This window comes from Shewanella sp. SG41-4, from assembly GCF_014164505.1.
In the GTDB taxonomy this organism is placed as follows: domain Bacteria; phylum Pseudomonadota; class Gammaproteobacteria; order Enterobacterales; family Shewanellaceae; genus Shewanella.
This window is the reverse complement of the sequence record NZ_JACJFI010000021.1, coordinates 15,687-30,983: the sequence shown is the minus strand read 5'-3', so window position 1 is coordinate 30,983 and position 15,297 is coordinate 15,687. Positions and strand designations below refer to the sequence as shown.

Genomic DNA, 15,297 nt, shown 5'->3' with positions numbered 1-15,297 from the left:
ATTAGAATGGCTTAGATAAAATTGAATGCCTGCATAATCAAGTTATAAGCTAAAGAACTTTAGTAATAATGCATGCTCACCATCAACACCATCATCACCATCGTCACCGTCAACACAATCATCACTATCTAGTGTTCCTTTTTGGTTGTTATCGTATAATATCCGCTTAACGATATTGTTGATTAAGCTAAGGACAGCACAGCGCATGAAAAAATGGATCGCGTTACTCGTTATAATTATTTTGTCATATCAATGGTTCGGTTCGCCACAATATAGTGTGGCTGAATCACTCACTGATACATCAACCACAGCACTCAAATCCAACACCTCAGTTCAACATTCTGTAGCCCAAAATAACAATGCATTAATCCAGCAAGCTTTTGAGCACCAGCAGGAAAACGTTCAAGTACAAGGCCTGGGAACCGTGATAAAGCTACTTCCAGATGACAATAAAGGTTCTAGACATCAAAGATTGATTGTTAAAATATCTTCTTCGTTTACAGTCTTAGTTGCACATAATATTGATTTGGCACCACGAGTTGAGGCGATATCTGTCGGTGATGAGATAGAATTTTACGGTGTGTATGAATGGAATAACAAAGGCGGTGTAGTGCATTGGACTCACCACGATCCTAATGGCCGCCACCTTAATGGTTGGTTGCTTCATCAAGGTAAAACGTATCAATAGTTAATCGTAACCTATTTTATTAGTGCTCCAATCACAAGATAACGACCTAGGTTGTTAAAGTAATGCAGACATTTTTTTATCAGACGTGAGGACGACCTTGCCTCTCTATTTCATCTTGGGACGGCCCAATAACACAGAGGTATATATGTCTTGGTTTATTTTGCTGATAGCGGGTTTATTTGAAATTGTGTGGGCGATAGGACTTAAATATAGCGAAGGTTTTACGCGCTTATGGCCAAGTGTCGGTACAGTGGTCGCGATGTTGATTAGTATTGGCTTGCTGGGCATGGCAATGAAATCCTTGCCTGTTGGAACGGCTTACGCTGTTTGGGTTGGCGTGGGAATGGTCGGGACAGCAATACTAGGAATGGTATTGTTTAATGAGTCAGTCACATTGATTCGATTAGCCAGTCTTCTGTTGATTGTTATTGGCATTATCGGATTGAAATTGTCGAGTTCAACGTAGACCGTTTCTGATGTTGACGACTTTTGACCTAGATTTTTGGATGTGGATCACTTTTCCAATTTAAGTCAATCCAGCGTTAGCTCAATAGCCTTCATTCATTTGTGGGCGTTCATCTTTTTGACGATTGACACTAAAAAGCCAGCACTAAAAAGCCAGCACTAAAAAGTGCTGGCTTGTGTAAATACTACTAAGGTGTTTTAGGATAAACCATACAATGAAAATATTGTTAAGCGGCTTGCTCAACCGGTTTTTCATCTGAGTAAAATTGCTCTTCGTCCAATTGGCCTTCCGATTTACCTATCACAACCGCAGTCATCATATCGCCAGTCACGTTAGTTGCCGTGCGGATCATATCAATAATACGGTCAATGGCAGCGATAAAGGCAATACCTTCTAGTGGTAAGCCAATAACGCCTAAAGTCACGGTTAACATCACCATCGCGCTACCAGGCACTCCCGCTGTGCCGACCGACGCTACCGTTGCGGTTACCGCAATCAACATATAATCAGTCATGTCGAGCGGAATACCATAAATTTGCGCAATAAAAATAGCTGCAATCGCAGGGTAAATACCGCCACAACCATCCATGTTCATGGTTGCACCAAGTGGCAGTACAAAAGCACTGTAGCGTTTCGACACGCCCATTGCTTCGGTACAACGAGTGCTGGCAGGTAAAGTGCCAAAACTAGATGCTGTACTAAAAGCCACAATCTGGGCTGGCATGGCTTTGCGGAAAAATTGCAGTGGGCTTAAACCCGCAGCAAATTTCACTAATCCGCCATACACGAAGATGATATGAATTAGCGCGGCAATATAAATCGCAATAATAAACTTACCTAAAGGCAATAGTGTACTTAAGCCATACTCACCAACAACCCACGCCATTAAGCCAAATACACCTATTGGTGTCAGTTTTAATACCATACGCGTTAATTGAAACATGACTTCGGCACCCGCTTCAATCACGTTTTTTAATGGCGCCGCTTTCTCGCCAACAGCATTAATGGCAATGCCTATTAACGCTGCAAATACGATAATTTGAAGTACATTGCCGTCGGCTAATGAGGCAAATGGATTAACTGGGATCATATTGAGTAATACCTGAGCAAAGCCAGGGATATCACGTTCACGGACTTCCGATGTGGCTAATGCTAGGTTACCGCCCATATCGATAAGGCTGCCGACAGTTAAGCCAATAAATGAAGCAATGGTGCCAGTAAACATAAACATGGCTAATGTTTTAAAGCTTAAACGCTTTAAATTACCTTGAGAGCCCAGTGATGTGATGCTAACCACAATGGCACAAAATACCAAAGGAGCAACCAACATTTTAATGGCACTAATAAACAGATCACCAAGAGGCTTTAACATCACCGCAGACTCGCCTAATCCGACGCCTGTGAGCGTTCCTAAAACAAAACCTGCAATGACTTTCTGCCAAAAAGGAATGCGTTTGAGCGTTTGCAATATCATGAAAGTTCCAAATTATGTCATTGTGACGTTACTAAATCTGATTAGGTAACGTCGTTGTGTGACTCATTATGTTCACTAATGAGTATTATTTCTAAAAACTAAACCCAACAATAGAGATGTGTCGTAGTATTAGTGTCTGTTTTTTTAGGGATACGCGCGGTGTTAACGCTAAATAATGTCTTAATAAACCCGCTAAGGTTAATAAATATTAATTGCATTGTATGAAGTGAGCGAATGACAAACAACGTTATTTTATTATAACTTATATGAATAACTGAATTTGTTATTATAACTTTAAGTTTTTTTACTATTCATTAACGTATTCGCGCTGTTATTGCTCAATTTTTGTATATTGAGTGGGGCAACCTTGAATGTTTACGTCACAATGAACGGTATCGAGATTGTGTATCAGCATAGTGTTTAAAGCACTCTTGAGATACTAGTGAGTTAATTTAAGATTTTGCGCGTTCATATCTTCATATTATGTTGTGCAGATATTCATTGTGAAGGTACGATAAAATAGAATGAATAGTCATTGGAATGAATATGCTAGTGCACAATAAGATCAATCGATGACGAGTTTATGGTTAATGTTCAGCGGTGCTTTTTTGGCTGCAACGCTATTGCCTGGTGGCTCAGAAGTGTTACTGGTGGCATTACTTAATCAAACGCCATCTTTATGGTTCGAATTATTGATACTGGCCACTATTGGTAATACGCTTGGTGCGATAACCAGTTATGGTCTTGGTCGAGCAGGGCGGTTGGCCAAGAATCCACAAGATATTCAGCGTCGTCAATATCGCTATGCACTCGCATGGATAGAAAAGTATGGAATGTGGGCCTTATTATTATCTTGGTTACCGATAATCGGTGATTTGTTATGTTTACTGGCTGGGTGGTTAAAAATACCTATTTTACCCGCCTCATTGTTTATGTTTATAGGTAAATTATTACGTTATAGCGTCATTGTATTGCTGATGACGTATACGTTTGAGTATTGATACCGCGTTATTTCTGCAACGATGGTTTTTTTGTTTTAAGGAAGGAGTCGATTTTGAAACTAAATTTGAATAAATGGATATTAGCTGCGGCTATCAGTGCAGTTTTAAGTGGTTGCGCCTATAACGCGTACCAGTCGTCGAGTTTACCCCAAGGCGTGACCTTAATCGAAACGGCTACCCCGATAGAAAATCAAGTTAGCATTCCTTATAAAAAATATCAGTTAGCCAACGGCTTAACCGTGATTTTGCATCAAGATAAGTCAGATCCATTAGCTCATGTCGATGTGACCTATCATGTCGGTTCTGCCCGTGAATTAGCCGGTCGCAGTGGTTTTGCACATTTATTTGAACATATGATGTTCCAAGGCTCACAACACGTTGGTGATGAGCAGCATTTTAAAGTGGTTACTGAAGCGGGTGGAACATTAAACGGCACCACTAATACCGACAGAACCAATTATTTTGAAACTGTGCCGAGTAATCAATTAGAAAAAATGCTCTGGTTAGAGTCTGATCGAATGGGCTTTTTACTGCCCGCCCTGACGAGCGAAAAATTCGAAGTACAGCGTGAAACCGTTAAAAATGAACGTGCACAACGGATTGATAATCGCCCTTATGGCCGTTTAAATGAGCGTTTTAATCAAGCTCTTTATCCAGCCGGTCATCCCTATTCATGGCCAGTTATTGGCTGGCCAGATGATTTAAACCGCGCCACAGTTGATGATGTTAAACATTTCTTTCAACGTTGGTATGGGCCTAATAATGCGACCTTAACCATTGGTGGCGACTTTGATGAGATGCAAACGCTGGCATGGGTAAATAAATACTTTGGTGAAATTCCAGCAGGACCTAAGGTTGAGCCTGAAGCTAAAACCATGGTGACATTGGATAAAACCCGTTATATATCGATGGAAGACAAAGTCCATTTGCCGCTAATTTACATGGGGTTCCCCACTGTTTACGTGCAACATAAAGACGAAGCCGCACTCGATCTGCTCGCTAATATTCTCGGGGGCGGTAAAACGTCACTTATCTATAAAAATTTGGTCAAAGATGGTTATGCAGTCCAAGCAGCGGTAAGCCATCCATGCCAAGAGCTCACCTGTCAGTTATCACTTTACGCTGTCGCTAATCCGAGCAAAGGCGGTAGTCTTGCTGATCTTGAAATTAAAATTAATGAAACTATCAGTGAGTTTGAACAACGTGGCGTAACCGACGATGACTTGCAAAAAGTTAAAGTGCAGTTCGAAGCCAGCACTATTTTTGGTATGCAAAGTGTCGCAGGAAAAGTCTCTACACTTGCCGCAAATCAAACCTTTTTTGGTAAGCCTGACATGGTGGCTGCTGATTTAGCCCGTTATGCTAATGTCACCAAAGCCGATGTGATGCGGGTATTTAATACTTATATTAAAAATAAACCCATGGTGGTGATGAGCATTGTGCCAGAAGGGCAAACACAATTGATTGCCCACGCGGACAATTTTGAACCGACTACTTTACCTATCGCGCAAGACGCAGTAACCGGATTAACCGACATTACTTTCGCCAAATCCTCATTTGATCGCAATAACATTCCCGCATCAGCCGCGGCGCCGGCACTAACAGTGCCGCAATTATGGGACAGCAAGCTGGCAAATGGCATTAAAGTGATGGGCACTGAAAGTGACGAAACGCCAACGGTTGAACTGCTTATTTATTTGGATGGCGGCCATCGCTTAAGTCCAATTAACAAGGCAGGTCTTGCTGAGTTAACCGCATCGATGCTTAATGAGTCGAGCGAGCAACGTAGCAGCGAAGATTTGGCTGGGGCGCTTGATATGTTGGGTTCATCGATTAGTTTTGGCGCCAGTGATTCACAAAGCTACCTTAAAGTGTCGAGTTTAACGGCAAACCTAGATGCCACGCTTGCCATCGTTAAAGAACGTTTGTTTAGTCCCGGTTTTGTTGCGGCAGATTTTGAGCGAGTCAAACAACAACAGTTGCAAGGTTTGCAACATCAAATGTCCGATGCTAACTATCTAGCCAGTAGTGGTTTTTCTGCCTTATTATATGGCAATAATAGCCCATTAGGGATCAGCAGTGACGGTACGATTAAATCAATATCGGCATTAACCCTAGATGACGTGAAGCAATTTTATCAACAGCAATACCGTGCTGGTAATGCTCAGATGGTCGTTGTGTCTGACTTAAATCAACAACAAATAATACCTAAGTTGTCGATGTTTAATGAATGGCAAGGTGAGGCGACTCAGGTTGCAGCGCTGCCAGCATTGCCAACATACCTTAAAAACACCATTTATTTGATTGATAAACCCGGTGCTGCACAGTCGGTAATTAATATTGGCCAAGTGTCATTACCGTATGATGCAACAGGTGGTTACTTCAAAGCTTATTTGATGAACTACCCATTAGGAGATGCGTTTAATAGCCGTATTAATCTTAATCTACGTGAAGATAAAGGTTATACCTATGGTGCGCGCACTCAGTTTGGTGGCGCAGAAGATACTGTTCAGTTTATGGCGTATGCTAGCGTAAGAAGTGATGTAACAGGGTTAGCACTGGCTGAGTTTGTCAACGAAATTAACGCTTACCAAACGTCAGGCATGACCGACGAAGAAAGCGCCTTTATGCGCAATTCAATTGCACAAAGTCAGGCATTAGAATACGAAACTCCGTATCAAAAAGCCGGTTTTCTGAGAATGATCCAACGTTATCAGCTTGATAAAAGCTTTACTGCTAAGCAAGACCAAATTGTTAAAAATATTTCGACAGATGAACTAAACAAGCTTGCCAGTAAATTATTAAATATCAATGGCATGGTAATGCTGGTGGTGGGTGATAAAACCACCGTTGTACCTCAATTAACAGCGCTGGGGTATCAGATTGAAATGATGACACTTGCCGACTAGTTGAACACTTGTTTCTACTAGGGTTAACACTAGCCTTGAAATAAGTTAGTGTTAGCCTCATATAGATGACATAAAATGTATCCAAGGCCTGAAATTGACACTATTGTAGAGATAGATTGTTTGAGTGTTATGCATTAATCGAAATATCAAACCGTGTCGGTTTATTGGCAAATAAAAAATAATATTTAAGGCTCTATCGACGGTGACAATGAATGTTGCCGTTTTTAATTTAACACCCATAAACACGCTAATTATACTGAATTACAATTTTTATCGCGTTTTCAGTAATAATCTCGTTTATTATCAGGTCTAGCTGTTTACTCGCAATGCGAATCCATAAAAGAGAGTAGTAAATTGAAGTCTTTCAATGAAAAAGTCGAACACTTAAGCGACACTCAAGGCCGAGAGTCTTTATTGGGCATGTTACGTGGTATCGAGCGTGAAGCATTGCGTATTGATGAAAACGGCCATCTAGCACAAGACGATCACCCAAAAGCACTCGGTTCTGCTCTGACTCATTCGCGCATTACCACCGATTACAGCGAAGCCTTATTAGAATTTATTACTCCAGTGAGTCACAGTATTGATGATTTACTTGAAGGGTTAACCCAAACTCATGCTTACAGTGTGCGTAATCTAAATGGCCAAAAATTATGGCCAGTCAGCATGCCATGTTACGTAGGTGATGTTAGTGATATCCCAGTAGCGCGGTATGGCAGTTCCAATAACGGTAAAATGAAAACCTTATATCGTAAAGGGTTAACCCATCGTTATGGTGCATTAATGCAAATCATTTCTGGGGTTCATTTTAACTTTTCTGTATCGCAAGATTTATGGCAGCGTCTGTATGATGACAAGATGACCAATAGTGCCGCTTGCAGCAGTAAAAATATTAGCCTGGAAGATTTTATTTCAGAATCTTATTTTGGATTGATCCGCAACTACCGTCGTCTAGTGTGGGTGTTACCGTATTTGTTTGGTTCAACACCGGCATTATGTAGTTCATTTATTAAAGATCAAGACGTCGATTTCGAATTTCAAAAAACCGGTAAAGGAACGTTATACCTTCCTTATGCAACCTCATTACGCATGAGTGATTTAGGTTATACCAACAAAGAACAAGACACGCTTAATATTAGCTACAACTCGTTACAGGACTACCTTGACGGTGTTGGCGCAGCAATTAAAATGCCATCGAAAAAGTTTGAAAAAATAGGTATCAAAGTGGATGGTGAATACCGTCAACTCAATAGCAATATTTTACAGATTGAAAATGAGTTCTATGCGCCTATTCGCGCAAAACGTGTCACCAAAAAAGGCGAAAAGCCTTCGCAAGCTTTAGCGCGTGCAGGTGTTGAGTATATTGAAGTACGTGCATTAGATGTTAATCCATTTAGCCCTGTGGGGATTGATGCAACTCAAGTACGTTTTCTGGATCTATTTTTATTGTACTGCTTATTATCGCCATCTGAAGATACCGACGCTGTAGGTGACGCGGAAATTGCCGCAAACTTGAAAGCGGTGGTATTAGAAGGTCGTAAACCGGGGATTGAATTACAACGTAACGGTAAGGCTATTGGCTTAACGCAATGGATGCACGAGCTTTTTGGACAATTGGAAACAATCGCGAAGTTACTTGATGGTGATGACAGCCATGCTTACCAAACGGCCTTAAGTACTTGGTCTGAAGCTATCGATGACCCAGATAAAACATTATCGGGTAGAGTGATAAACGAAGTGGTAGTTAAAGGTACCGATCACAGCGTGTGGGTTAAACAGTTAGCTAAAGATTATCATGACTTTTTAAGCCATTACCCATTAAGCGATGAAGTTGAACAAGGCTATAAACTTGAGGCAGAAAAGTCCTTGCTTGAGCAGCACAGTCTAGAAGCTCAACCACAAGATAACTTTGTGACGTTCTTAACTCACTATTTTCGTGATGTCGTTCCAGCTGGCACTTTCGAGGCGAAGTAATCATGCAAGTGTATTCATCTTGGCGAGCACTGCTTGTTGCGGTAGCAGCATTAGCTATACATGGCTGTGCTTCATCGCCAGATGAAATGGTAGAGTGCGGTACTGTGTCGAGTTATTTAGCGCCCGATAACAGTGCCAACTTATACCGTGTTGTGGTGACTCATTTAGATGGCGTTGCTGTTATTTCAAGACCCAATTACCTATTATCGCCAGGTGAGCATGCATTTACAGTGGCAGAGCTAATTAACTCACCCGAATTAAAAGTGTCATTATCTGCTCGTAAAGTTAAAGTACTAACTGTCAATGTTGAACTCGATCAGCGTTATCATATTGCGGCTCAATTCAATACCGATAAAATCTATATTGGCCAAAATCAGGGCTACTGGCAGCCAGTCATTTGGCAAACAGAATCTCATCAATGTGAAATGAAGCAATAAGCATAATTGCATTGATTTTTAATTGATGTAAAACTGAGTCCATAATCAATATCTTAGGGACTGGTAGAGGTGTTATGAAGTTCTTTTTAGGCGTTGTTAGCGCAATTGTATTACTGTCATCAGCAGGTTGTGCCACTTCGCCTCCGAAAGAGCCTGATAATCTTTGTGCTATTTTTAAAGAACACCGTTCGTGGTATGAAGCCGCAGTAGACACTCGTGAAAAATGGGGCGTACCAGTACACGTACCTTTAGCAATGATGTATCAAGAAAGTTCATTCAAACACAATGCCGCACCACCAATGGAATATTTTTTAGGTTTTATCCCCACCGGACGAGCCAGCGATGCTTATGGCTATGCACAAGCTAAAACCATGACGTGGGACGATTACGTTCGTGAAACGGGTAACAGTTGGTCTAGCCGCAGTGATTTTGATGATGCAATGGACTTTATGGGTTGGTTTATTTACAAAACCCATAAAATAAATGGCGTATCGAAGTGGGATGCTAAAAACCAGTACTTAAATTATCACGAAGGTTGGGGCGGTTATAAGCGCGGCAGTTATAAAGCCAAAAAATGGTTAACGCCAGTAGCCAATAAAGTCGACACCCGTTCAAAACGTTATGCTGCGCAATACACTCAATGCAAAGATGATTTAGATTCGTCTTGGTTATGGCGATTATTTTTTGATTAAGCCTAAGCATAAGTCACTTTGTGTTGCGGCTTACTGACTACTGCGAACACATTTGTGTGGTTAGCGTTTTTTAAGCGAAAGCCCTAGCTCTTCAATGACAAGAAAGTATTCAATTACAAAAAAGTATTCAATAACAAAAAATCAATAACAAAAAAGGAGCCTAGGCTCCTTTTTTCGTGTGTCTTTAGGTTATGTCCTAATAAACAGATTGATGACTTGTTTAATTGATTTTACAAACTAATTTAACCAGCCTGTTTAGCCAAGCTATTAAGCAAACTCTGCCAAAATCCAATCTAATGGTGCTTGATATTGCTGTGGCATCCAAGTTTTTAATTGGCTAATACTGTCATCTAACATGGCTTTATTATGCACAGACAGATTTAAGTGACCCACTTTACGGCCAACACGAACCTCTTTGTTGTACCAAAACAGTTCAGCATTTGGCAGGCTTAACCAACGGTCGTCTTTATCAACACCAATTAGATTCACCATCACACATTGGAAATTCACTTGTGGCTGATGCAAAGGTAAATTGCATAAAGCACGCAAATGCAATTCAAACTGGTTTATGTGACAACCTGCTTGAGTCCAATGGCCCGAGTTATGCACGCGTGGTGCTAACTCGTTCACCATTAAGTGTTCACCTACTCGGAAACACTCCATTGCCATCACACCCACGTATTCAAGGCCATGCATGACCTTGCTTAGCATGTCTTCCGCTTCTGCTTGTAAAGACGCTAAGCGGCTTAATGGCGCGATAGAGGCCATTAAAATACCGTCTTGATGCAAATTAAGTGTGAGTGGATAGAACAAACAGCGACCATCTTGGGTGCGCACGCCGACTAACGACACTTCTTCATCGAAGTTAATCGCTTGTTCTGCAATGGCTTCGTTGCGCCAATCGGCAGGGATGGTTGTTGCTTCAGCCTGTTTAAGCCAGTGTTGACCTTTACCGTCATAACCACCGGTGCGACGTTTTAACAATACCCGTTCACCATAAGCCTTATGTAACGCTTCAGTGCTGGTATTGTCATCGACTAATTGCCAGGGTGATGTGGCGACCACTAATTCATCGAGCAGACTTTTTTGGCTAAAACGATCCGCTAAACGGCCAAACACTGGACCATTAATAAAGTGTGGGTGTTGGCTGAGTTGTAAACTTAACTGCGACTCTGGCCATTGCTCGCGTTCAGCGGTAATGATGTCGTCAGCTTCTAGCGGTAATTTAACATCTGATGGCGTCATAATATCAACTGGGCGCACATTAATACCCAGTGGCTGACCAGCATGCTTAAGCATCGCACCTAATTGACCGTCACCCAATACCCAAAGATTTTTTGGCAAAGTCATTAGTCTTCTCTCGGATCGGGATTATCAAGGATCGAGCGGGTTTGCTCATCACGAAATGCTTCTAAACGCTCAGCCAAAGCAGCATCGCTAAGCGCCAAAATTTGGCTAGCTAATAAACCTGCGTTAAACGCGCCAGCGGTACCGATAGCCAAGGTGCCAACGGCAATTCCTTTAGGCATTTGTACAATAGACAATAGACTGTCCATGCCAGATAGCGCCTTGCTTTGTACTGGGACACCCAATACAGGCAAACGAGTTTTGGAGGCGATCATGCCTGGTAAATGGGCTGCTCCGCCTGCGCCACCAATAATGACTTTATAGCCTTTATCTGCAGCAGAACTTGCAAATTCCATTAGCTTGTCTGGTGTTCTGTGAGCTGAAACGACTTCAACATGGTAAGGCACTTGTAACTTATCCATAATTTCAGCGGCGGCTTCCATTGTAGGCCAATCACTTTTAGAACCCATTACAACAGCAACTAGGGCTTGCATGTTAACTCCTTAACGTACTTATTCTATTAGTATATTTAGATAATTTTCTCTACAGGATACTGCAGCAATTAACGTCAATATTAAGGCGATAAAAAAGGGGCTAGATAATAGCATAAGCCGTGCTCTGTTGGCTTCATTTCAGTGTTTCTTGAGGCTAACACTCAGTTTCTAAATACGAAAACTACTTAAAAACATTTTATATCAATAACCCTTTTGCTCATCGCGCTCGTTATTAGCTGTATGCAAGGTCACTTTGTTGACGTAACGAAAAATGAATAATCAGTCGATAGATGAGGAAAAAAACATGAACGATGTCCATAAGCAATTCACTCGCAGTGCATTAGCCATAATCATTAGCGTGATTATTGTCAGTGGTTGTGCGAAAGAATCCAAAGACAGTGTGAAACAAAGTCAGCCACAATCTATTTCTACAATTCAGTCCACTTCTAAAATTCAATCTGCGAGTGAAGCTGATTCATCTGCACAAGCGCGTCACGAGTTACATGAGGTAGCAGGCTTGGTGATAACGTCTGAGCAACAGGCTGGTTTATACAAGGGATCAGCGGGGCAGTATCGCAGCGCTAAAGTCATGACATCGTCAATGCAGCCTCATATTTTGAGTCCTCAGCATGTTAGCGTAAGCGATGGCAACTTATCTTTAGCACCAACTGTTAGTGATAAGCTTGAATCGGTAGTGCAAAACGGCAATATGGTGGCTGCTGAAACACCGGTATCGACGTTTTCAATTGATGTTGATACTGGCAGTTACAGCACTACGCGCAGATTAATTAATCAAGGCCAACTGCCGACTAAGAATACCGTTAGGGTTGAGGAGTTAGTTAACTACTTTAGTTATGACTACCCAGCACCGACAACCACTGAGCAACCCTTTAGCGTTAATACTGAATTAGCACCATCACCGTACAATGTTGATACTCAATTACTGCGCATTGGTATTAAAGGCTTTGATATTGCGCCCGATCAGCTTGGTGCGAGTAATTTGGTGTTACTGCTTGATGTGTCAGGCTCTATGTCGTCTGCCGATAAGCTGCCACTATTGAAACAAGCCATGCTGATGCTGAGTCAGCAATTATCGGCGCAAGATAAAGTATCAATTGTAGTGTACGCCGGTGCCAGCGGCGTGGTGCTTGACGGTGTTGCAGGTAATGACTTTACCGCCATTAAAGTAGCACTTAGCCAGTTAAACGCCCAAGGTGGCACTAACGGTAGCCAAGGTATTCAACTGGCGTATCAATTAGCGCAAAAGCACTTTATCGAAAACGGCAGTAACCGAGTCATATTAGCCACCGACGGTGACTTTAATCTGGGGATGACAGACCATCAGCAATTAGTTGATTTTGTTGCCAGTCAAAGTAAAAGTGGTATTGGCTTATTAACGCTTGGCTTTGGTCTGGGTTCCGATGCTGCTAGTTATAACGACCATTTGTTGGAACAATTATCCAATAAAGCTAACGGACAATATGCCTTTATCGATACCTTAAATGAAGCACGAAAAGTGCTGGTTGATCAACTTAGTGCCACACTGTTAACCATTGCACACGATGTTAAAGTGCAAATTGAATTTAGCCCAACAGTGGTATCTGAGTATCGACTTATTGGGTACGAAAATCGGTTGTTAAATCGTAGCGATTTTAATAACGACGCCATTGATGCTGGCGAAATTGGTGCGGGTCATACCGTGACTGCGCTATACGAAATTCGTTATAACGACAGTCATAATCGCTTAGTTGATCCGCTGCGTTATGGTCAAAGCCAGTCTGAGCCGGTCAGTGGTGCAAAACACAATAATCAGCGTCGTAATGGACAATTGAGTTCAGCAAATGAAGTGGCTTATTTAAAGCTGCGTTACAAAGCGATTGGCAAGCAAGACAGTCAATTGCTGTCTTATCCCATTAGCCGCGATCAGCAACTGACTCATTTGCATCAAGCTAGCGATGATTTTAGGTTTGCAGCTGCAGTCGCTGGGTTTGGCCAGCTACTAAATCAGAATGATTATGTCCACGATACTGATTATGCTAAGTTAATTACACTTGCCGAAACCGCAATGGGTCAAGACCGATTTGGCTATCGCCATGAGTTTTTGCAAATGCTAAAAACCGCAAGTGTACTTGACGGACAGGTTATGATGACTGAGCCAGATACTCGTTGGGTTAGCCAATAAATGCGTCACAAAAAGGATAAAATGGTGCAAACATCAATAAACCCTAAGGATGAGTCGTTAATTCCCCAAGTGGGAAGTGACGAGCAACTGATGCTCGACTACCAAGCTGGTGACGTACGCGCGTTCGAAGCCTTATACCTTAAACACAAAGGCCCTTTGTACCGATACTTTGTACGTCAATTACATGACCAGCAGCTAGCCGAAGATTTGTATCAAGACACTTGGGGTAAGGTGATTAATGCGGCGAAGCAATATCAAGTCACGGCTAAATTCACCACTTGGTTATATAAAATTGCCCATAATTTATTGATTGACCATGTACGTGCGGTTAAGCCACTGGATAAAGTGACCCCGCTTGGTGAAGACCAAACAATGGATAGCCTTCAAGCCGATGATCAAGCTTCGCCCGAGCCACAAGTACAGCAACAGCAACAAGTCGACATGATGAAAGGCTGCATTGCTAAGCTTCCTCCAGTGCAAAAAGAAGCTTTTTTACTCAATATCGAAATGGGCATGACTGCTGCCATGATAAGCGATATTGCCAACGTCACTTTAGAAGCAACTAAAAGTCGTATTCGTTATGCTTATCAAAGTATTAAGCAATGTATTGCAAATCAAAATCAGGAGGCCGCATTATGAGTCAGCAACAAGAACATGATGCAGAGTTCACTGCATTACAAACCGAAATTAAAGATGCGTACCATCAACAATCGTTAGAGCAACCTTCAGCTGAACTTGATAAAGCCATATTAGCCAAGGCTCGTTCGGGTGCTACTGTATCGACTAAAGCCAGTTCACCCCCAAAATCAATGTGGCAACGCAATGTGTGGGCGTTCTCTAGTGCAGCCTCAGTGTTGCTGGTGGCAGGATTATTTATATTAAATCCAAGTTTACAAAAACACCTTGGCACAGACTCGGAGCAAAGCGTACCTGCTCAGCAGTCATCATTTAAGCAGGTCGACCCTAAATTGAATCAATCTACACTTGTTGACTCGATGGAAGCCCTATCACCAGCCGAAGATGCCACCGCAGCAGAATCAATTGCCGTACAGGGACTATCGATGAGTTCTGCGCAAATGAATAGCGAACGTGTTCATCGCGATGCAATCAGTGAAGCATCTGATAACAACGGATCAGTAGAATCACCAATGGCAGATACATCGTCCGCGGTAATGAGTGCCGCGCCAGCACCTGCCAAAGTAAATGCAGAAGCACAAAAGAAAGCATTAGAGCTGCAATCACGTAGCCATGACAAGGAGGTGCAACAAGTGAAACAGTCATTTAATGGTTCGTTAAAAGGTGACATTGAGTTAGATACTGCTGATGTTGCTTTGGCTCGTTTAAAAGTATTAATGGCCGACAATAAGCTGATCCAGGCTGAGCGTTATATGATCACCATCGATCAACGCTTCCCTGAGCTATCAGATCCGTCTCATCCACTTTATGAGCAATACCATAAAATTGTACTGCAACTGACTTCGCAGTAAGCAAAATACCAGAACACTAAGACGGTAAAATACTAACGGCTAAGCAATGACTGCTTAGCCGTTTTTTTTGTTCCCTGTAGAGGTTCGTTACATTTTTGTACTGCAAAAGTTGGCATAACTCTGATAACGTGAATGAATCAATAAAA

At 42.0% G+C, this 15,297-nt stretch carries 14 protein-coding genes; 10 read left to right on the top strand and 4 right to left on the bottom strand.

Annotation, left to right across the window (positions count from 1 at the left end; translation table 11 throughout):
* Positions 1-42 precede the first annotated feature (42 nt).
* Positions 43-207 carry a hypothetical protein gene (locus tag H5202_RS03950; protein WP_182770900.1) on the bottom strand — a complete coding sequence of 55 codons (165 nt, stop codon included), beginning with the start codon at positions 205-207 and terminating at the stop codon, positions 43-45.
* Between H5202_RS03950 and H5202_RS03945 the strand changes: the two genes are divergently transcribed.
* Both H5202_RS03945 and sugE read left to right on the top strand, forming a co-directional pair.
* Positions 206-688 carry a DUF3465 domain-containing protein gene (locus H5202_RS03945; RefSeq protein ID WP_182770899.1) on the top strand — a complete coding sequence of 161 codons (483 nt, stop codon included), beginning with the start codon at positions 206-208 and terminating at the stop codon, positions 686-688. The genes H5202_RS03950 and H5202_RS03945 overlap by 2 nt on opposite strands.
* A 145-nt stretch (positions 689-833) precedes the next feature.
* The gene (gene sugE, locus H5202_RS03940) at positions 834-1,154 is read left to right on the top strand and encodes a quaternary ammonium compound efflux SMR transporter SugE (protein WP_182770898.1); all 321 of its coding nucleotides are present in this window, start codon (positions 834-836) and stop codon (positions 1,152-1,154) included.
* A gap of 226 nt (positions 1,155-1,380) precedes the next feature.
* Here sugE and H5202_RS03935 read toward each other — a convergent pair whose 3' ends face one another.
* Positions 1,381-2,628, bottom strand: a complete 1,248-nt coding sequence (locus H5202_RS03935; protein ID WP_182770897.1) for a dicarboxylate/amino acid:cation symporter — start codon at positions 2,626-2,628, stop codon at positions 1,381-1,383.
* A gap of 572 nt (positions 2,629-3,200) precedes the next feature.
* Between H5202_RS03935 and H5202_RS03930 the strand changes: the two genes are divergently transcribed.
* The 5 genes from H5202_RS03930 to H5202_RS03910 all read left to right on the top strand — a co-directional run bounded on the left by H5202_RS03930 (position 3,201) and on the right by H5202_RS03910 (position 9,641).
* A complete protein-coding gene (locus tag H5202_RS03930) occupies positions 3,201-3,629 on the top strand; it encodes a YqaA family protein (protein ID WP_182770896.1) in 429 nt (142 codons plus the stop codon).
* Between the two features lie 65 nt (positions 3,630-3,694).
* On the top strand, positions 3,695-6,538 hold the full coding sequence (locus H5202_RS03925) for a M16 family metallopeptidase (protein WP_182770902.1): 2,844 nt from the start codon (positions 3,695-3,697) through the stop codon (positions 6,536-6,538).
* Positions 6,539-6,874: 336 nt separating this feature from the next.
* Positions 6,875-8,512 (top strand): glutamate--cysteine ligase, encoded by a 1,638-nt coding sequence (gene gshA / locus H5202_RS03920; protein ID WP_443019321.1) that lies wholly within the window; start codon positions 6,875-6,877, stop codon positions 8,510-8,512.
* 2 nt (positions 8,513-8,514) lie between these two features.
* Entirely contained in the window at positions 8,515-8,949 is a 435-nt protein-coding gene (locus H5202_RS03915; RefSeq protein WP_182770894.1) for a hypothetical protein, read from the top strand.
* Between the two features lie 74 nt (positions 8,950-9,023).
* A complete protein-coding gene (locus H5202_RS03910; RefSeq protein WP_182770893.1) occupies positions 9,024-9,641 on the top strand; it encodes a transglycosylase SLT domain-containing protein in 618 nt (205 codons plus the stop codon).
* A gap of 267 nt (positions 9,642-9,908) precedes the next feature.
* Here H5202_RS03910 and purK read toward each other — a convergent pair whose 3' ends face one another.
* Both purK and purE read right to left on the bottom strand, forming a co-directional pair.
* Positions 9,909-10,991 carry a 5-(carboxyamino)imidazole ribonucleotide synthase gene (gene purK / locus H5202_RS03905; RefSeq protein WP_182770892.1) on the bottom strand — a complete coding sequence of 361 codons (1,083 nt, stop codon included), beginning with the start codon at positions 10,989-10,991 and terminating at the stop codon, positions 9,909-9,911.
* Positions 10,991-11,482, bottom strand: a complete 492-nt coding sequence (gene purE, locus H5202_RS03900; protein WP_182770891.1) for a 5-(carboxyamino)imidazole ribonucleotide mutase — start codon at positions 11,480-11,482, stop codon at positions 10,991-10,993. Before purE ends, purK begins: the two co-directional genes overlap by 1 nt.
* Before the next feature lie 304 nt (positions 11,483-11,786).
* Here purE and H5202_RS03895 point away from each other — a divergent pair, with 304 nt between their 5' ends.
* Genes H5202_RS03895 through H5202_RS03885 form a run of 3 tightly spaced genes read left to right on the top strand, consistent with a single transcriptional unit; the run spans position 11,787 to position 15,151 of the window.
* Complete coding sequence (locus H5202_RS03895; protein WP_182770890.1) at positions 11,787-13,664, top strand: vWA domain-containing protein; 1,878 nt, start codon at positions 11,787-11,789, stop codon at positions 13,662-13,664.
* Between the two features lie 21 nt (positions 13,665-13,685).
* Positions 13,686-14,303 (top strand): sigma-70 family RNA polymerase sigma factor, encoded by a 618-nt coding sequence (locus H5202_RS03890; protein WP_182770901.1) that lies wholly within the window; start codon positions 13,686-13,688, stop codon positions 14,301-14,303.
* Complete coding sequence (locus tag H5202_RS03885; protein WP_182770889.1) at positions 14,300-15,151, top strand: hypothetical protein; 852 nt, start codon at positions 14,300-14,302, stop codon at positions 15,149-15,151. The genes H5202_RS03890 and H5202_RS03885 overlap by 4 nt, the downstream gene beginning before the upstream one ends.
* Positions 15,152-15,297: the final 146 nt, after the last annotated feature.